The organism is Streptomyces sp. NPDC002698, assembly GCF_042888945.1.
Classification (GTDB): Bacteria; Actinomycetota; Actinomycetes; order Streptomycetales; family Streptomycetaceae; genus Streptomyces.
Genome location: NZ_JBIAQM010000040.1, coordinates 1 through 18409, shown reverse-complemented (window position 1 = coordinate 18409; position 18409 = coordinate 1). Strand labels below are relative to the sequence as shown.

The window sequence follows — 18409 nt, the reverse complement described above, 5'->3', positions numbered from 1 at the left end:
TGGGCGTGAGAGGCCTTCTCAGCTGGGTTGCGAGAGGGCTTCTCAGCAGGGGTGCGGATGTGCACTTATCACGGTACGCCGTCCCGGACGTGCCGCTTTCCGGTCAGCCTTCGTCTTCCGGTTCCCGGGAGGCGGTCTCCGCGGCCTTCGCCGCGGCGCTTCCGGGACGCTTGCGAGCCACCCAGCCCTCGATATTGCGCTGCTGGCCACGGGCCACGGCCAGCGAACCGGGCGGCACGTCCTTGGTGATGACGGAGCCCGCCGCGGTGTACGCGCCGTCCCCGATCGTGACAGGAGCCACAAACATGTTGTCCGAACCCGTACGGCAGTGCGAGCCGATCGTGGTGTGGTGCTTGTCCTGCCCGTCGTAGTTCACGAACACGCTCGCGGCACCGATGTTCGAGTACTCGCCGATCGTCGCGTCCCCCACGTACGACAGGTGCGGGATCTTCGTCCCCTCGCCGATCGTGGCGTTCTTCGTCTCGACGTACGTGCCGACCTTGGCCTTCAGGCCGATCCGCGTGCCGGGACGCAGGTAGGCGAACGGGCCGACCTTGGCCTCGGGACCCACCTCGGCGGTGTCGGCCACGGTGTTGTCGACGCGGGCGCCGGCGCCCACCCGGGTGTCCTTCAGGCGGCAGTTGGGCCCGACCTCGGCGCCCTCGGCGAGATGCGTGGCGCCCTGGAGCTGTGTCCCGGGGTGCACGATCGCGTCCTGCTCGAAGGTGACCGTCACGTCGACCCAGGTCGTCGCGGGGTCGAGGACGCTGACGCCGGCCAGCATGGCCCGCGTGAGCAGCCGGTCGTTCAGGATGCGGCGGGCCTCGGCGAGCTGGACGCGGTTGTTGATGCCGGCGATCTCGCGGTGGTCGGCGGCGACGGCCGCGCCCACCCGGTGCCCGGCCTCGCGCAGGATCCCGAGGACGTCGGTCAGGTACTCCTCGCCCTGGCTGTTGTCCGTCCGCACCTTGCCGAGCGCGTCGGCGAGCAGGCGGCCGTCGAAGGCGAAGACGCCCGAGTTGATCTCGCGGATCGCGCGCTGCGAGTCGCTCGCGTCCTTGTGCTCGACGATCGCGGTGACCGCGCCGCCGGCGCCGTCCCGCACGATGCGGCCGTAGCCGGTGGCGTCGGGGACCTCGGCGGTGAGCACGGTGACGGCGTTGCCGTCGGCGCTGTGGGCCGAGGCCAGTGTGAGCAGGGTCTCGCCGCTGAGCAGGGGGGTGTCGCCGCAGACCACGACGACGGTGCCGTCCACGTCCCCGCCGAGCTCCTCGAGGGCCATCCGTACCGCGTGCCCGGTGCCGTTCTGCTCGGCCTGCACCGCGGTGCGTACGTCCGGGTCGATCTCCGCGAGATGCCCGACGACCTTCTCGCGTGCGTGCCCGACGACGACGATCAGGTTCTCGGGGTCCAACTCGTTCGCGGCGGCCAGTACATGACCGACGAGGGAGCGTCCGCAGATGTCGTGCAGAACCTTGGGGGTGGCCGATTTCATACGGGTGCCCTCACCCGCTGCGAGTACAACGACGGCTGCCGGGCGACTGGAGCTCACGGGACTGCCCTTCGGCTTCGGATGACTGGGGGGAGTGGACATCCGCAGGATACCGGGGCGAAACAGGAGGCATGTGGGAGAGGGCCCTGAGAGCACTGTCAGGGACCGGGTCGACCGAGGCTCCCCCGCCAGGACTCGAACCCGGACAGATGGCACCAAAAGCCACAGTGCTGCCAATTACACCACGGGGGAATGAACTCGATCGAACCGGACAATCGGTCGGCCCGTCGAGTCGGCACCCAACACTATGCCGTACCGGATGCCCTCCGTGCGACGGTACAACTCGGCGCCTCCCGCGCGGCAGATGACCGGGTGGCCCCGCCGGGTGTCCGAGGCGTTCGTGCCGGTCGGGTGTTTGCGTTCCTGTGCTTGCGCGACGGGGACCGGCCCGGGGCCGGCGGCGTCCCGGAGGCCGTCGATTCCCGGCGGGGTGTGGTGTAGGCCAGTAGCCAAAACTCACCGGAAATGGTTCGGGGTGCAACCGTAGGCTGGAGCCATGACCACGACGGGGGAAGCGCACACCGCGGCCGGGACCGGGCCGTGGTGGTGGGTCGGATGGCGCGGTGCGGTGCTGGACGCGGGGCTCGCTCTGGCATCGGCGTTCGAATGCGGAGGTGAGGGGGTCCGCTTCGCGCACGACGCGGGGCTGCCCGCTCCGGTGGGTGTCGTGTTCGGGGCGGTGGCCGGGTCCGTACTGCTGGTACGGCGGAAGTGGCCGATCGCGGTCGTCCTGGTGTCCATCGCGATCACGCCCGCCCAGATGGGGTTCCTGATGGGACTCGTCGGGCTCTACACGCTCGCCGCCTCCGAGCTGCCGCGGCGCATCACCGCGGCGCTGGCCGGGATGTCCTTCGCCGGCATGCTGATCGTCACGTTCGTCCGGGCGCACCAGAGCGTCGTGGACGGGGACGTGCCGATGGGGAACTGGCTGGTCCCCTTCGCCTCCATCACGACGGCGATCGGGATGACCGCGCCGCCCGTGCTGCTCGGGCTGTACATGGGGGCCAGGCGGCGGCTGATGGAGAGCCTGCGGGAGCGGGCGGACTCGCTGGAGCGGGAGCTCCAGTTGCTCGCGGAGCGGGCCGAGGAACGGGCGGAGTGGGCGCGCAACGAGGAGCGCACCCGGATCGCGCGGGAGATGCACGACGTGGTCGCGCACCGGGTCTCCCTGATGGTCGTGCACGCGGCGGCGCTCCAGGCGGTCGCCCGGAAGGATCCCGAGAAGGCGGTGAAGAACGCCGCCCTGGTGGGGGACATGGGGCGGCAGGCGCTCACGGAGCTGAGAGAGATGCTCGGCGTACTGCGTACGGGGGACGGGCTGGACACGCGGGTGCCGTCGGTGCCGCTGGCGGCGGTGGGGGCCGCCGCGGCCGCTGCCGCGTCGCGGGCCGCGGGCGACTCCGGGACCGGTGAGGGGCCGAGCCTGGCCGAGATCGACGAGCTGATCGGGCAGTCGGCGGCGGCCGGGATGGTCGTGGCCCTGTCGGTCGAGGGGGACTTGCGGGCGTATGCCCGTGAGATCGAACAGACCGCCTACCGGGTGGTGCAGGAGGCGTTGACGAACGTCCACAAGCACGCGGCGGGGGCGAAGACGTACGTCCGGCTGGCGCATCGGGTGTCCGAGATCGCGATGCAGGTGGAGAACGAGTGCCCGCCGGAGGTGGGGGCGGGGTCGTCCGTCGCGCTGCCCAGCGGGGGGAACGGGCTGCTGGGGATGAAGGAGCGGGTGGCCGCGCTCGGGGGTGTGTTCGTGTCGGGGCCGACCGATGCGGGTGGGTTCCGGGTGTCGGCGGTGATCCCCGCGTAGTGGCGGCGCCGGCCGTCGCGGGTGCGGGTGCGGGTGCGGGTGCGGTTCGGTGGGTGGGTGGGTCGGGGCCGTGCCGGTGCATCAGCCCGTCGCCGTCGGGTGAGGGGTGGGCGTCGGTGGCGACGGGCGTCGATGTACCGGCACGTCCCCTTCCGTCGGATCCCGGCTGCGGGTGTGCGGTGGCTTGGGTGCCGTCCCTCACGGGCGTGATTTTCAGCCCCTCCGGCGTTTGAGGAGCGGGGGCTGGGGCGGAGCCCCGGGGTGGGGCGGAGGGGGCGGAAGAAGGTCCTGGTGGGTCAGGTCGTGGTGAGCCGGGGTGGGGCGGTGCCGGTGAGGAGGTTGGTGAGGGCCGCGTCGATGTGCGGGCCGAGGTACCAGTCGCCGGTGTGGTCGAGGGTGTAGACGCGGCCCTCGGCGTCGATGGCGAGCAGGGCGTGGGAGTCGGCCTCCTCGCCCAGGGGGCAGACCTCGGTGTCGAGCGCCCGGCCGAGGTCGCCGAGGGTACGGGCCATGTGCAGCCCGTGCAGGGGATCGAGATGGAGCAGGGCGGGGGCGAGCTGGCGCCCGGGTCCCGTGGCGCCCACGCGCAGCCCCCCGAACTCCGCCCAGGCCTCGACCGCCGCCGGGAACACGGAGTGCCGGTGCCCGGCCGGCGACGCGTGTCCGCGCAGCTCGTCGGCCCAGTACTCGGCCTGCTTTATGTCCCAGCGTCCCGGCTGCCATCCCGCCGAGCGCAGTACGGCGACCACGGGCTCGGGGAAACGCGACGAGGATCCCCCCTGCCCGGCAGGGGAGAAGAGGCTGGAGGAGGAGCGTTCGGAGTGCATCTGCCCTTCGTTCGTCGAGGGATGGGACATCGGCGTCGCGGGACGCCGTCATACGTACGTATGCGGGGATAGGGGAGTTCAGGCGTCCGGTTCCGCCGGGTCGACGATGCGTACGCCGAAGTGGCCGCTGAGCGCCGTGCAGGAGCGGCAGGGCGCGGCGAAGCTCCCGTGCAGCGGGTCGCCGTCCTCGCGGATGCGGCGCGCGGTGAGTTTGGCCCCCTTGAGGGCCTTGCGGGCCTCGCCGCTGGTCATCGGCTTGCGGCCGGCGCGCTTGCTGCGTTCGGCGTCGGCGGCGGCGATCTGCCGGGAGATCAGGATGGCCTCGGCGCAGCGGCCGGTGAAGCGGTCGCGCTGGGCGTTCGTGAGGGTGTCGAGGAAGTCCTGGACCAGCGGGTGAAGAGCGGGTGGCTGGTCGCCGCGGGCTGCCGTGCCGGTGAGGGTGGCGCCGCGGACGGAGAGGGCGGCGGCGACGGTGGGAAGTATGCCGTCGCGGCGGTACAGCAGGACGGGCGCGTGCAGTGCTTCGGTGCTGCTCCAGCCGACCCGGGGGTCCCCGGACGTGCTCGTATGCGTCGCATTCATGATCGTCTTTCCCTCCCGTGCATCCCCCGGTGCGGAGACAGACTGCCAAACGCCGTGGCGGGAGCGGTAGCTGGGGCGCCGCGACACGCCAGGTCTTCGGCGTACGGTCACGGCGGGGTGACGGCTGGTCACGGAACCGGAGGCCCGGTGACCGGTGTCGTACAACCGAATAGGCTGTCGACATCCGCGCTCCATCCAGCTACTGAAGACGCCGCAGGGGGCAACCGTCATGACGACAGGTCGGCTCGGGCAACAGGCCGCGCCGCCGAACGCGGCCTACGCCGGGCAAGTCGTGCACTTCCCGGATCCGGTCCGGGCGGCGCGCCATCCCAGAGGTGTACGGATCGACGAGCGCGGTTATCCCGACTTCTCGCTCTACGCGCGTGCCGCGGCGGAGATCGCCGAGCCCCCGGAGGGCTTCGGCGTCGACGAGTTGAGGCTGACGGACTACGTCTCCGCGAACGCCGCGCTCGCCGCGTCCGGCCACGATCTGTGGGACACGATTCCCGCGGTGGCGACTCCGCACGGCTGGACGTGGCATCACGTGGCGGGCACCCGGCGGCTGGAGCTGGTGCCGGTCGAGGTGAAGGCGCTGCTGCGGCACCACGGTGGTGTCGCGACCGCGGCCGTCGACCATTCCAAGCGGGGGACGCGGCCGCTGCAGGAGACGCGGCCCGCGCACTTCGGGCTGCCGAAGTCGTCGGTCGCGGTGACCGAGCAGCAGGTGCTGGCCGTCGAGGAGGACCTCGGTTACCGGCTGCCCGGTGCCTACCGGTCGTTCCTGAAGGCGGCGGGCGGGTGCGCGCCGGTCGGTGCCGCGCTCGACGCCGAGCTCGGACTGCTGGTGGACCAGCCGCTGTTCACCGTGCGCGACGAGGCCGCGGTCAACGACCTGGTGTACGTCAACAAGTGTCTGCGCGACCATCTGACCAAGGACTACCTGGGTGTCGGGTTCGTGCAGGGCGGCCTGCTGGCCGTGAAGGTGAAGGGCGACCGGATCGGTTCGGTCTGGTTCTGCGCGTTCGACGACGCCCGTGACCAGGACGCGTGGCCGGCGGCCGAGCGGGTGCAGCGGCTGCTGCTGCCGTGCGGTGACGACTTCGACCAGTTCCTGTCCCGGCTCGCGGGCAATCCGCCGGAGTTGGAGACGGTGGCGAATCTGATGGTGGACGGCGGCTTCGCGTACGCCGTGCCCGTCTCTTCGGTGGGGGAGTGACGTTGCGATGGTGACCTTCGCACAGGCGCAGGAGCGCGCGGAAGAGTGGATCAACGGGGACGTGGCCGGGTACCAGCACCGCGAGGTGCGGGTACGCGAGTTCGAACTCGGTTTCGTCGTATGGGCGGAGGACCGCGCCGAGGGGCCGCGTTCCGACGGGGGCGCGCAGCGGCTCGTCATCGCGCGGGACAGCGGGGAGGCCACACTGTGGCCCGCGCTGCCGGTGGGTGAGGTCATCCGCCGCTACGAGGAGGAGTACGGGGTGCCGGCCGGGGCCCCCGATCCGGCGCCGGCGCCCGCGGCGCGGGTCGACCTGAACCAGACGTCGTTCCTGCTCAGCCCTCCGGAATGGCTTCAGGAGGCCGCGGACAGGATGGGGATCCCGGACCGGCGTGCCGGGTCGGGCCCGTCCGGCTCCGACGGGGCGGGATCCCGTCCGGCCGCCGCCTCCGCGGCGGGCGGTTCCGTGAACGGGGCCGCCGGGGGCGGGAGTCCGCTTTCCGGTGCGCCGGGACAGCCCGGGGAGCACGGAGCCGCGGCCGCGCCGGGCGTGCACGCCCCTTCCCCGGCCGTCACGCCGGGTGCGCCTTCCTCGCCGGGCTCCGCCGCTCCGGTACCGGGTGCGCCGCCGGTTCCCGTGGGGGCCACGCCGTGGCCGGACGCCGCGACCGACGACGAGGTCCCCGGTCCGCGGGACGCGAGTCCCGCCATACCTGCCGACGCGACCCCGTGGGCGGGGACGGACACCAACGCCGATCCCGGGGACGACCGTTCCGTACCGCTGCCGGCGACCGTGTTCGCGCCGCAGCTGACGGACGTCGACGACTCGCGCACGCCGCCGCCGGCCGCCGCGCTCGATCAGACCGCCATGATGTCGGGGGGCAGCCAACTCCCGCGCACCACGCTGGCGCCCGTGGCCGGTGACCCGAACTCTCCCGCGCCGTCCGGTACCTCGTCGGGCCACGGTCTGCCGGGTGCCTCGGCCTACGGCTATCCGCAGGGCCCCGGCGCGGGTCAGGGCACTCCGCCGCCCGGCGCCCCGGCCGCTCCGGGTGCCCCTGGTACGCCGCCGCCGGCCGTGCCGTCGCGGCCGCTGCCCCCGAACGCGGGTGACATCGCCGACGCCGCGACCAGCAAGGCGCAGCCGCCCCGAGCGGCGCGCGGTGGAGGGGCGGGCACTCCGCCTCCGCCGAGTGCTCCGGGTGTGCCGGGCGCTCGGCCGGGCAGTACGCCTCCGCCGTCCGCCCCGGGCGCCCCGGGTGCCCCCGCGGGCGGCTATGTGCCGACGCAGCTCGTCTCCCAGCTCGGGCCGGACGGGCCCGAGGGCGCGCCCCGGCCTCCCGGTGCCACACCTCCTCCGGGCGGTGTCCACCACGCCGCGACGATGCTGGCGGGGCCCGCGGTGGGCGGCCCCGGCGCGCCGCAGCCGCCGGGTGCCCCCGGGGCACCCTGGCAGCAGGCCGCTCCCGGTGTGCCGGCCCCGCCGGGCGCCACGCCCCCGGGTGGAGCGCACCACGCCGCGACGATGCTGGCCGGGCCCCCGGCGGGGCCGGGCGCGCCGCAGCCGCCGGGAGCGCCCGGCGTTCCGGGGGGTACGCCCTCCGGTGAGGTGCACCACGCGGCCACGATGTTCGCCCCTCCGGCCGGAGGCCCCGGTGCGCCGCAGCCTCCGCAGCCTCCGCAGGCTCACGGCATGATGCCGGGCGCCCCTCAGCCGCTGCCCGGACGGCAGCCCGTACCGGGACAGCCCGTGCCGGGACAGCAGCCGGCGTACGGCTATCCGCAGACGGGGCAGCCGACCGTCGGACCCGGCTATCAGGCCGTGCTGCGCTACCGGGCCCAGGACGGGTCCGAGCAGCAGCTGATCCGGCGGTCCGCTCCGGGTACTCCGCACCCGGAGTGGCAGATCCTGCACGAGCTGCGCGCGATGAACGTGCCGCCGCAGCAAGTGCTGGAGCTGCACACGGAGTTGGAGTCCTGCGAGCTGCCGGGCGCGTACTGTGCGCGGATGATCAGGGAGACCTTCCCGCAGGCGCGGATCACGAGCATCGCGCCGTACGGCACGGATCACGCGAGCCGGCAGCAGGGAATGCATCAACTTCTCGCGCATCAGGGTGAGTTGCACCAGGTCGCGGACGGGCCGGCGCGTCCGGCACCGGTGCGGGCGCCGATTCCGCCGGTGCAGCCCGCGCCGCCGATCCCGCCGGAGGCGATCGCGCAGGAGCTGGCGGCGGCGTTCGGGCCGGGGGTGTTCCGGTTCGACCACGCGGCCGTGTCGCGGCAGGGTGTGCCGCCGATCGTGGCGCACACCCTGGTCGTGGCCGGGCTGCCGGTCGACATGGGCCCGTTCTTCTGGGCGCAGGCCCAGCCGGGCCGCCCGGTGCCGACCCTCGCCGAACTGGCGCAGGAGCGCGGGGTGGCGGCGTCCCCGGACGCGGGCTCGTACCTCGTCATGGGCAGCGACTTCGGCAAGGCGATCTGCGTCCAGTACGGCACGGCGAACATCGTCGCCGTGCCCGTGGAGGCCGGTCCCGGAGGTGCTCCGGTGCCGCCGCAGTTCGTGAACACCGGTCTGCCCGAGTTCGCGCGCTGTCTGGCGCTGCTCGGCCGGATGTGGCGGCTGCGGTTCGGCCTCAACCAGGAGCAGGCGGGCCGCTGGACGGTCGACTTCCAGGCCCAGCTCGCCGCGCTCGACCCGGCGGCCCTGGCCTCTCCGGAGAGCTGGTGGTCGGTCCTGCTGGAGGAGATGTGGGACGGGCTGCTCTAGGAGCGGCTCCCCGGAGAACGGCGGCGCCGGTGCCGCCGGCGGGACACGCAGGACAACGGCGGTAAGGACGAGGCGCTCGGCCCGGGTCGCGGGTCGGGCGCCTCGTTCGTTCGTGCCTGTCGGGTGTCGCTGACCTCAAATGACACGCTTGTGAACCGTCTCCGGCCGAATGGGCGGGCGGAGTGTCGCGTTATGAACACTTCCGTGCGATCCATCAAGATGTGCGCGAAATCGTCTTTTCGTGTGTGTCGGGCGGAGAGGGGTCCAAGGATGAGCAGCACACCGGTGTCGCCGTACGGCTTCGTGGCCGTACGGAGACGTGGCTACCGTCCCGAACAGGTCGACGCGTACGCCGCGGCGCTCTCCCGGGACCGGGACGCCGCCTGGGAGCGGGCCGCCCGGCTCACGGTGCTGGCCAAGGACATGGAGGCCGAGGCGGAACGGCTGCGGGAGGCCGTGACGCGGCTCGCCCCGCAGTCGTACGAGGAACTCGGCGAGCGGGCGCGGCGGATCTTCGAGCTCGGCGGCCAGGAGGCCGAGGCCCTGCGGGAGGAGGCACGGCAGGAGGCCCGGTCGGAGGCCGAGGCGGCCGAGGCGGTGGGGCGCGATGTGCGGGAGGCGGCGCAGGCGTACGCCGACGAGCTGCGCGACGCGGCGGAGGCGTGGGCCCTGCGGCGGCTGGCCGACGCCCGTGCCGAGGCCGACGAGGTACGTGTCTCCGCGCGGCGGGACATCAAGGAGCACCGGGGAGAGGTGCTCACGGCGTTGCGCGAGGTGCGGCGGCGGACGGAGGACCTGGTCACCGGGCAGGAAGCGGAGCACGCGGCGCGGTGGGCGGATCACGAGCGGGCCGCCGCCGAGCGCGAGGCCGCGACCGAGGCCGGGCTGCTCGACCGCGAGGCACGTGCCGTCGAGTCGCTCGCCCTGGCCGAACGGGTCCTCGCGGAGGCGGAGGAGTGGGACCGGCACCAGCAGGAGGACGCGGCGGCGCGCGCGGCCGGGCTGGTCGCCGAGGCCCGGGTCAGTGGGGAGCGGATCTCCCGGGAGACCGATCGGGTGCTGCGGGAGCACGCGGAGCGGTGGGATCACGTACGGGCCCATATGGACCACGTACGGAGCAGTCTCACGTCTCTCACCGGGCACGCCCCGGCGGAGTAGCCGGCCTCGGCGGGAGCCCCGCTCCGCGGTGCTCCTTCGACCGCTCCGCGGTCCGGGGCCGACCACCGCTCCGCGGTCCGGGCTTCCACCGCTCCGCGGTGCCTCTTCGCCGCTCCGCGGCGCCTTTCCCACCCACCCGCCCGTCTCGCCCGGTTTCCATCGGGCCGTCGTCTCGCCTGGTTTCCGCCGGGCGTTGTCTCGCCCGGTTTCCGCCGGGTCGTCGTCCCGCCCCGTTTCACCGCCCCCGGCGTATCGCTCCCGCCAGGATCCAGGCCTCCACCGCCTCGTACTGCTTGCGTTGTTCTCCCGCCTTGCGGCGGCCCGAGGCCACCGTTCCGATCCACCCGTAGGCGAACCCCAGCGGGATCGACACGATGCCGGTCGTGGTGAACGGGAACCAGTTGAAGTCGGCGTTCGGGAACGCGGCGGTGGGCGAGCCGGAGACGAGGTTCGTGCCGGGCATGAGGACGAGGACGGTGAGGGTGCCGCCGATGAGGGTGGCGAGGAGGCCCGCGCGGGTGTAGCGGCGCCAGAAGAGGCCGTAGACCAGTGCGGGCGCGATCGCGGAGGCGCCCAGGCAGAAGGACAGGGTGATCAGGGGCTGAAGGCTGTGATGCTGGACGAGGGTGGCGAGCAGGATGGCCGGTGCCCCCACCGCCAGCGCGGAGATGCGGGCGAGGAGCATCTCGCGGCGCGGGGAGAGCTGGTCGTCGCGGCGGCGGCCGCGGAAGAGCCGGCTGTGGGCGAACACGTCGTGGGCCAGGGAGTTGGCGCAGGCCAGGATCATCCCGGCGACGGACGCGAGCAGCGTGAGGAAGATCGCTGTCGTCACGGTGGTGAACAGGAGGGTCTCGGCCGCGGAGACCGTGGTGCCGAAGGCCGCCCGGGAACCCAGCAGATAGGCCGTGTTGCCCTGTGGGTCGGCCGTGGCGATCACATCGCGGCCGATCAGGGCCGTGGCGCCGAAGCCGATGACGCTGACGATCAGGACGAACAGGGCCACGCACGGCACCGCCCAGGACAGCGACCTGCGCACCTGGCGGGCGCTGTTCGCCGTGTACATGCGCATGGTGATGTGGGGGAGGCAGGCGCCGCCGAGGACGACCGTCAGCTCCGAGGTGATCATGTCGAGGCGGGGGCTGGCACCGCCCGCGAACTGGAGGCCGGAGCGGAGGTAGGCGTCGCCCACCCCGCTGTTGCCGGCGGCGGCGGCCAGCAGCGTGCCGGGGTTCCAGTCGAAGCGCTGAAGGACGAGCACGGCGATCACCGTGCCCGAGCCGAGCAGCATCACGATCTTCATGATCTGGATGAGGGCGGTGCCCTTCATGCCGCCGATCGCCGCGTAGCTGATCATCAGCGCGCCGAGGCCGATGACGCAGCCGGTCTTCAGGGAGTCGGCGGAGAAGCCGAGGATGAAGGCCAGCAGGTCTCCCGCACCGGCCAGTTGGACCAGCATCAGCGGCAGCAGCGCCACGATGGTCACCGCGCAGGCCGTGTTGCGGACGGCGCGGCCCGGCATACGGCGTGCGAGCGCGTCGCCCATGGTGAACCGGCCCGCGTTGCGCAGCGGTTCGGCCAGCAGGAACATCAGCAGCACCAGGGACAGGGCCGTGCTCAGGGCGAGGACCACGCCGTCGTAGCCGGCCAGCGCGATGACACCGCCGGTGCCGAGCACGCTCGCGGCGGAGATGTAGTCCCCGGCGATGGCGAGGCCGTTGCGCATCGGGGAGAGCGACCCGTAGCCGGTGTAGAACTCGTCGAGGTCGTCGCGGTCCGGGCCGGTCATCACGCACAGCAGCAGGGTGATCGTGGCGACGGCCGTGAACGCCACGAGTGACATGGTCTGTGCCGAACTGGTGAACCCCGTCATCGTGCCGCCTCCCGCTTCGCGTCCAGTTCACTCTGTCTGCGGATCCGGTCCGCGATCGGGTCGAGGCGCCGGCGCGCGGAGTGCTCGTACAGAGCGATGGCCAGGCAGGTGACGGGGACCTGGAGCAGGCCGAGCAGGAGGCCGGTCGACAGTCCGCCGGACACCGTGCTCGTCATCAGCGAGGGCGCGAAGGCCGACAGGATGAGGAAGAGGGTGAAGTAGCCGAGGGCGGTGAGGGTCGCGACCCGGCGCTGACGCCGGTAGGCGCCGCGCAGGCGTCTGATGTCGCTGTGCTGCCCGAGGGGCTGGTGGCGCGGCATCCGCGGCCGCTGGGGCTCGGGAGGCCGGGGCCGGGGCTGCCAGGGGTAGGTCAGCCGGCTGGGATCGGGGGCCGGGTCGGGTTCTTGCGGAGGGTGGCCGGGGTCCTCCGGGTAGGGCGGGTACGGCTGGTACAGGGGTGCCCGCGGGGGCGGGGGCGGTGAGTAGGGGCGTCGGTGCGGTTGTTGCCGGCGTGGCCGGGGGTGCTCGGGGGACGAGAACGCGTCGGGCATCCCGGTTCTCCTTGCGTGGCTCGGGTCCGCGGTGGGACCGCAGGGAGCGGGGGGTGAGCAGCGCGCACGCTACTCGTAGGTAGCGGGGCCGCGCGACCGTTTCGCCGAACTGGGCGGTCGGTACGCGCTTACTTCGGTGACCTGGGGTGTTACCCGCGTTTACCTGTGGAGTTCTCCTGGAGCAGCCCTGAAGGTTCTTCGGATTTCGCGTGGGGAAGCGGGTGCCGGGCGGAGGCCGGGGTGGGTCCCGTGGGTGGGTCGGGGCCGTGCCGGTGCATCAGCCCGTCGCCGTCGGGTGAGGGGTGGCCGTCGGTGGCGACGGGCATCGATGTGCCGGCACGGCCCCTTCCGCCGGATTTCGGCTGCGCGTGCGCGGGGTCGCCGAGGACCGGCGGCCGGGGTCAGTCCGTGGGGTCGTCGAGGACCGGGAAGCGGCGCGGTGCGACGAACAGCAGGACCAGGAGGGCGAGGGCGGCGGCACCGGCGGCGCCCAGATAGACGGCGTGGACCGCGTCGGCGACCGCGCTCCGCAACTGCCCGCCCGGAGCACCCGAGTTCAGTGCCCGGGTCACCGCGTCGAGATCGCCGGCGCCGCCGAGCCGCGCGGCCAGCACCCCGTTGGCGACGGCGCCGAACAGGGCGGCTCCGAGGGTCTGTCCGGTCTGCCGGCAGAACAGGACGGAGGCGGTGGTCGTCCCGCGTTCGGCCCATCCGACGGTGGACTGGACGCCGATGAGCAGAGGGAGCTGGAAGAGTCCGAGCGCGCCGCCCAGCAGCAGCATCAGCAGGACGGGCTGCCACGCCTCGCCCGGGTAGGGCAGGAAGGGGAAGGCGAGCAGGAGCAGGCCCGCCGCGCCGATGCCGAGCACGGCCGTGTCGCGGAAGCCGATGCGGCGGTAGACGTGCTGGCTCAGCGCCGCCGACACCGGCCAGCTCAACGTCCATACGGAGAGCACGAATCCGGCGGCGACCGGGGCGAGGCCGAGGACCGCCTGCGCGTAGGTGGGCAGGAAGACCGTGGGCGCGACCATGAGCAGGCCCAGTGCCCCGAGCGCCAGGTTGACCGCGGCGATCGTCCGGCGGCGCCACACCCAGCCCGGGATGATGGGTTCGGCGGCCCGCCGCTCGACGGCCACGACGACCCCGACCAGGCCGAGGCCCGTTCCGAACAGGGCGATCGAGGGGGCCGAGAGCCAGTCCCAGGCGACACCGCCCTGCACCAGCGCGGTCAGCAGGACACCGCCGCAGGCGAACACGGCGAGGGCGCCCGCCCAGTCGATCCGCGGCCGCCGGGCCGGGGCGGCCCGCTGCGGTTCGCGCAGATGACGGATGATCAGCCACAGGGCGAGGGCCCCGACCGGCAGGTTGATGAGAAAGATCCACCGCCAGTCGGCGTACGTCGCGAGGACTCCGCCCAGGGCGGGACCCGCGACGGCCGAGGTCGCCCACACGGTGGACAGCTTGGCCTGGATCTTCGGGCGTTCCCCGAGCGGGTACAGATCGGCGGCGAGTGTCTGCACGGTTCCCTGGAGGGCGCCGCCGCCCAGGCCCTGGACGACGCGGAAGGCGATGAGCGCGGCCATGTTCCAGGCGCCGGCGCAGAGCAGCGATCCGAGGAGGAAGAGCGAGGCGCCCGCCACGAGGACCGGTTTGCGGCCGAAGGTGTCGGAGAGCTTTCCGTAGACGGGGAGCGTGACCGTGACGGCCAGCAGGTAGCCCGAGAACAGCCAGGAGAAGACCGAGAAGCCACCGAGGTCGCCGACGATCTGCGGGACGGCGGTGGACACGACGGTGGAGTCGAGCGCGGCGAGCCCCATCGCCAGCATGAGCGCGGCGACGACGGCGCGCCGCCGCCGGGTCTCGGCCCGGCCCGTGCGGGCGGCGTGCTCCCGTACGACCGGTGTCCCGGTGTTTCCCTCGCCCACGGGATTCCTTCCCCCTGCATGCATCTGCCGGTGCCAGCTTCCCACTTGAGCCTCACGCCGGGGGAGGGTGGAGGCTGGGTGGGCCCAGAGGTGGACCCGACCCCGAGGTCTCGTCCACCGCAGGGTGGAGAACCCCTAGGGGGACCTCCGTACCAGGGCTCGGGGAGGGTTCGTCCCGTCGGAGGACGAGACGGGCCGAAGCCGTTCTTAACCTGGTCTTACGTCGTCGGGGGCGCCCTCCGGTCGTGCGGACCGCACCCACGGGGGTGGGGTTTTCCCCAGCAGAAGACGGGGCCGTGCACCAGCGCGGCCGACCCCCTCGCGACACCAGACTTAACGACGTGGCCGGCGCGGCGCGTCCGAACAGCGTGGACCTCCGCGGCCCGTCGCACCCGCTCGCAGACTTTCGCAGCCCGGCAGGTCCCCCTGCCGGCCGACTTAGGAGACATACCGTGACATCGGCTGTAAGCATTCCCAGGCACGAGGGCACTGGAGGGCGTACGGCCGTCGCCGCGCGGGCGCGACAGGTCGTCAAGGCGTACGGGTCCGGGGAGACCCGCGTCGTCGCCCTCGACCAGGTCGACGTGGACATCGCGCGGGGCCGGTTCACCGCGATCATGGGCCCCTCGGGGTCCGGCAAGTCCACTCTGATGCACTGCCTCGCCGGGCTCGACACCGTCACCTCCGGCCAGATCTTCCTCGACGAGACCGAGATCACCGGGCTCAAGGACAAGAAGCTGACGCAGCTGCGCCGGGACCGGATCGGCTTCATCTTCCAGGCGTTCAACCTGCTGCCGACGCTGAACGCCCTGGAGAACATCACGCTCCCGATGGACATCGCGGGCCGCAAGCCCGACCGGGCCTGGCTGGACCAGGTCGTGGAGACCGTCGGCCTCAAGGACCGGCTCAAGCACCGTCCGACCCAGCTCTCCGGCGGCCAGCAGCAGCGCGTCGCGGTGGCGCGGGCGCTGGCGGCCCGGCCCGAGATCATCTTCGGCGACGAGCCGACCGGAAACCTCGACTCCCGGGCCGGCGCCGAGGTGCTGGGCTTCCTGCGGCGCTCGGTGGACGACCTGGGCCAGACCATCGTGATGGTCACGCACGACCCGGTGGCGGCCTCGTACGCGGACCGTGTGCTGTATCTCGCGGACGGCAGGATCGTCGACGAGATGCACCAGCCGACGGCCGATCAGGTCCTGGACCGCATGAAGGACTTCGACTCCCGCGGGCGGACGTCATGACCGTCCTCAAGACCTCGATGCGCAACTTCTTCGCGCACAAGGGACGCATGGCCCTGTCGGCCGTCGCCGTCCTGCTGTCGGTGGCCTTCGTCTGCGGGACGCTCGTGTTCAGCGACACGATGAACACGACGTTCGACAAGCTGTTCGCGGCCACCTCCTCCGATGTGACCGTGAGCGCGAAGAGCGCCTCGGACACCGGCGAGACGACGTCCGGCAACGGCAGGCCGCCGGTCATGCCCGCCTCCGTGCTCGCCCAGGTGCGTACGGCGCCGGGCGTGAAGTCGGCCGAGGGCGCCGTCTTCTCCAGCGCCGTGACCGTCGTGGACGCGGACAAGGACAACCTGTCGCCCTCCAGCGGCGCGCCCACCATCGTCGGCAGCTGGAACGCCAACGAAGCGCGCACCATGAAGATCACCTCCGGCGCGGCGCCGAAGGGCTCCGACCAGGTGATGGTCGACGAGGACACCGCCGACAAGCACCACCTGAAGCTCGGTGACGAGATCGGCGTGATCAGCGCCGTCGGCACGCACACCGCGAAGATCTCCGGCATCGCGCACTTCACCGTCACCAACCCCGGCGCGGCCATCTTCTACCTGGACACGCCGACCGCCCAGAAGACGCTCGTCGGCCGGACCGGCGTCTACACCAACGTGAACGTCACCGCCGCCGCCGGAGTCGACGACGCCCGGCTGAAGCAGGACGTGAAGGCCGCGACCGGCGGCCACTACAAGGTGCAGACCGCCAAGGAGACCGCCGACGCCAACAGCCAGGACGTGAGCGGCTTCCTGGACGTCATGAAGTACGCGATGCTCGGCTTCGCCGGGATCGCCTTCCTGGTCGGCATCTTCCTGATCATCAACACCTTCTCGATGCTCGTCGCCCAGCGCACCCGCGAGATCGGTCTGATGCGGGCCATCGGCTCCAGCCGCAAGCAGGTCAACCGCTCGGTCCTGGTCGAGGCACTGCTCCTCGGCACGGTCGGCTCCGTCCTCGGTGTCGGCGCGGGCATCGGCATCGCCGTCGGCCTGATGAAGCTCATGGGCATGACCGGCATGAACCTGTCCACCGACGACCTGACGGTGGCCTGGACGACCCCGGTGATCGGCATGGTGCTGGGCATCGTCGTCACGGTCCTGGCGGCCTATCTGCCGGCCCGCCGGGCCGGCAAGGTCTCCCCGATGGCCGCCCTGCGCGACGCCGGCGCCCCGGCCGACGCGAAGGCCGGAGTCGTACGGGCCGTGCTCGGCCTGCTCCTCACCGGCGCCGGCGGCCTCGGCCTCTACCTCGCAGCCGACGCCACCAAGGCGAGCGAGGGCTCGATGTGGCTCGGTCTCGGCGTGGTGCTCAGCCTGCTCGGGTTCGTCATCATCGGCCCGCTGCTCGCGAGCGGTGTGGTGCGCGTCCTGGGCGCGGTCCTGCTGCGGGCGTTCGGCCCGGTGGGACGCCTGGCCGAGCGCAACGCCCTGCGCAACCCGCGCCGCACCGGCGCCACCGGCGCCGCCCTCATGATCGGTCTCGCGCTGGTCGCCTGCCTGTCGGTGGTCGGCTCCTCCATGGTCGCCTCCGCGGGCGACGAGCTCGACAAGACCGTCGGCACCGACTTCATCATCCAGAACGACGGCGGTCAGCCGATCACCCCGCAGGCCGTGCAGGCCGTGAAGAAGACGCCGGGGCTGTCCGGGGTCACCGAGTACCGGATCGCGGAGGGCGACTACACCACCCCCGACGGCAAGACGCTCAAGGGCACGGACGTCACGGCGGCCGACCCGTCGTACGCCACCGACCTGCGGACCGAGACCGTCGCGGGCGACCTGAAGGACGCCTACCTGCCCGACTCGATGTCCGTGCACGACAAGTTCGCCAAGGACCACGGCATCCACCTCGGGTCGAAGATCAAGATCGCCTTCAAGGACGGCGCCACCGCGAGCCTGACGGTCCGAGCCATCACCAGCAGCGACGCCGTCATCGACAAGGGCTCGAAGTACATCTCCATCGCCACGCTGGCCAAGTACGTGCCGGCCGACAAGATGCCCCTGGACCAGCTGGTCTTCGCCTCGGCGAAGGACGGACAGCAGGACAGCGCGTACAAGGCCCTGAAGTCCTCCCTGCACGACTACCCGCAGTACCAGGTCCGCGACCAGACCGACTACAAGGAGGCCATGAAGGACCAGATCGGGCAGCTGCTGAACCTGATCTACGGCCTGCTGGCCCTCGCGATCATCGTCGCGGTGCTCGGTGTGGTGAACACCCTCGCCCTGTCCGTGGTCGAGCGCACCCGGGAGATCGGTCTGATGCGGGCCATCGGCCTCTCGCGCCGTCAGCTGCGCCGCATGATCCGGATGGAGTCGGTGGTCATCGCCCTCTTCGGCGCGCTGCTCGGCCTCGGCCTGGGCATGGGCTGGGGCGCCACCGCCCAGCAGCTCCTCGCCCTGGAGGGACTGAAGGTCCTGGAGATCCCCTGGCCGACCATCATCGGGGTCTTCGTCGGATCGGCCTTCGTGGGCCTGTTCGCCGCACTGATCCCGGCGTTCCGGGCGGGCCGGATGAACGTACTGAACGCGATCGCCACCGACTAGGAGCAGTCCTGGCCGATCGGCGGGCGGTCGAAGGGGCCACCGCGTACGGGGGTCGTGGTGGCCCCGGGGGGGGGGGGGGGGGGGGGGGGGGGGGGGGGGGGGGGGGGGGGCGCGGGGGGCGGGGGGGGGGGGGGGGGGGGGGGGGGGGGGGGGGGGGGGGGGCGGGGGGGGGGGGGGGGGGGGGGGGCCCCCCCGGGGGGGGGGGGGCGGGGGGGGGGGGGGGGGGGGGGGGGGGGGGGGGGGGGGGGGGGGGGGGGGGGGGGGGCCCCCCGTGCCGGTGCATCAGCCCGTCGCCGTCGGGTGAGGGGTGGGCGTCGGTGGCGACGGGCGTCGATGT

Annotated in this window: 12 protein-coding genes and 1 tRNA gene; 6 read left to right on the top strand and 7 right to left on the bottom strand. The window is 72.7% G+C overall.

The genetic code is table 11. The features are described 5' to 3' along the window. Nucleotides 1-103 precede the first annotated feature (103 nt). Both glmU and ACFYW9_RS35080 read right to left on the bottom strand, forming a co-directional pair. Nucleotides 104-1552, bottom strand: coding sequence for a bifunctional UDP-N-acetylglucosamine diphosphorylase/glucosamine-1-phosphate N-acetyltransferase GlmU (glmU, locus tag ACFYW9_RS35085; RefSeq protein WP_389159133.1), 1449 nt, complete (start codon nt 1550-1552; stop codon nt 104-106). A gap of 120 nt (nt 1553-1672) precedes the next feature. Beyond that, a tRNA-Gln gene (locus tag ACFYW9_RS35080) sits at nt 1673-1744 on the bottom strand. A gap of 304 nt (nt 1745-2048) precedes the next feature. Between ACFYW9_RS35080 and ACFYW9_RS35075 the strand changes: the two genes are divergently transcribed. Then, nucleotides 2049-3359: a sensor histidine kinase gene (locus tag ACFYW9_RS35075; protein WP_389159131.1), complete on the top strand. Its 1311-nt coding sequence runs from the start codon at nt 2049-2051 to the stop codon at nt 3357-3359. A 296-nt stretch (nt 3360-3655) separates the two neighbouring features. Here ACFYW9_RS35075 and ACFYW9_RS35070 read toward each other — a convergent pair whose 3' ends face one another. Both ACFYW9_RS35070 and ACFYW9_RS35065 read right to left on the bottom strand, forming a co-directional pair. Next, a complete protein-coding gene (locus ACFYW9_RS35070; protein WP_389159129.1) occupies nt 3656-4186 on the bottom strand; it encodes an SUKH-3 domain-containing protein in 531 nt (176 codons plus the stop codon). Between the two features lie 78 nt (nt 4187-4264). Next, complete coding sequence (locus ACFYW9_RS35065) at nt 4265-4768, bottom strand: YwqJ-related putative deaminase (RefSeq protein WP_389159127.1); 504 nt, start codon at nt 4766-4768, stop codon at nt 4265-4267. A gap of 229 nt (nt 4769-4997) precedes the next feature. Here ACFYW9_RS35065 and ACFYW9_RS35060 point away from each other — a divergent pair, with 229 nt between their 5' ends. From ACFYW9_RS35060 to ACFYW9_RS35050, 3 genes are all read left to right on the top strand, one after another. After that, nucleotides 4998-5984: an SMI1/KNR4 family protein gene (locus ACFYW9_RS35060; protein WP_351859670.1), complete on the top strand. Its 987-nt coding sequence runs from the start codon at nt 4998-5000 to the stop codon at nt 5982-5984. 7 nt (nt 5985-5991) lie between these two features. After that, nucleotides 5992-8751 (top strand): SUKH-4 family immunity protein, encoded by a 2760-nt coding sequence (locus tag ACFYW9_RS35055; protein WP_389159125.1) that lies wholly within the window; start codon nt 5992-5994, stop codon nt 8749-8751. Nucleotides 8752-9021: 270 nt separating this feature from the next. After that, nucleotides 9022-9909 carry a cellulose-binding protein gene (locus tag ACFYW9_RS35050; RefSeq protein ID WP_389159123.1) on the top strand — a complete coding sequence of 296 codons (888 nt, stop codon included), beginning with the start codon at nt 9022-9024 and terminating at the stop codon, nt 9907-9909. Between the two features lie 235 nt (nt 9910-10144). Here ACFYW9_RS35050 and ACFYW9_RS35045 read toward each other — a convergent pair whose 3' ends face one another. From ACFYW9_RS35045 to ACFYW9_RS35035, 3 genes are all read right to left on the bottom strand, one after another. Next, nucleotides 10145-11779, bottom strand: coding sequence for a cation acetate symporter (locus ACFYW9_RS35045; RefSeq protein WP_389159121.1), 1635 nt, complete (start codon nt 11777-11779; stop codon nt 10145-10147). After that, nucleotides 11776-12330: a DUF485 domain-containing protein gene (locus ACFYW9_RS35040; protein WP_389159119.1), complete on the bottom strand. Its 555-nt coding sequence runs from the start codon at nt 12328-12330 to the stop codon at nt 11776-11778. Before ACFYW9_RS35040 ends, ACFYW9_RS35045 begins: the two co-directional genes overlap by 4 nt. A 401-nt stretch (nt 12331-12731) precedes the next feature. Then, entirely contained in the window at nt 12732-14279 is a 1548-nt protein-coding gene (locus tag ACFYW9_RS35035) for an MFS transporter (RefSeq protein ID WP_389159117.1), read from the bottom strand. 428 nt (nt 14280-14707) lie between these two features. On the opposite strand from ACFYW9_RS35035, the gene ACFYW9_RS35030 reads away from it, so the two are divergent. Both ACFYW9_RS35030 and ACFYW9_RS35025 read left to right on the top strand, forming a co-directional pair. Next, entirely contained in the window at nt 14708-15496 is a 789-nt protein-coding gene (locus ACFYW9_RS35030) for an ABC transporter ATP-binding protein (protein WP_351859659.1), read from the top strand. Beyond that, the gene (locus tag ACFYW9_RS35025) at nt 15493-18072 is read left to right on the top strand and encodes an ABC transporter permease (RefSeq protein WP_389159115.1); all 2580 of its coding nucleotides are present in this window, start codon (nt 15493-15495) and stop codon (nt 18070-18072) included. The genes ACFYW9_RS35030 and ACFYW9_RS35025 overlap by 4 nt, the downstream gene beginning before the upstream one ends. The last annotated feature ends 337 nt before the right edge of the window (nt 18073-18409 follow it).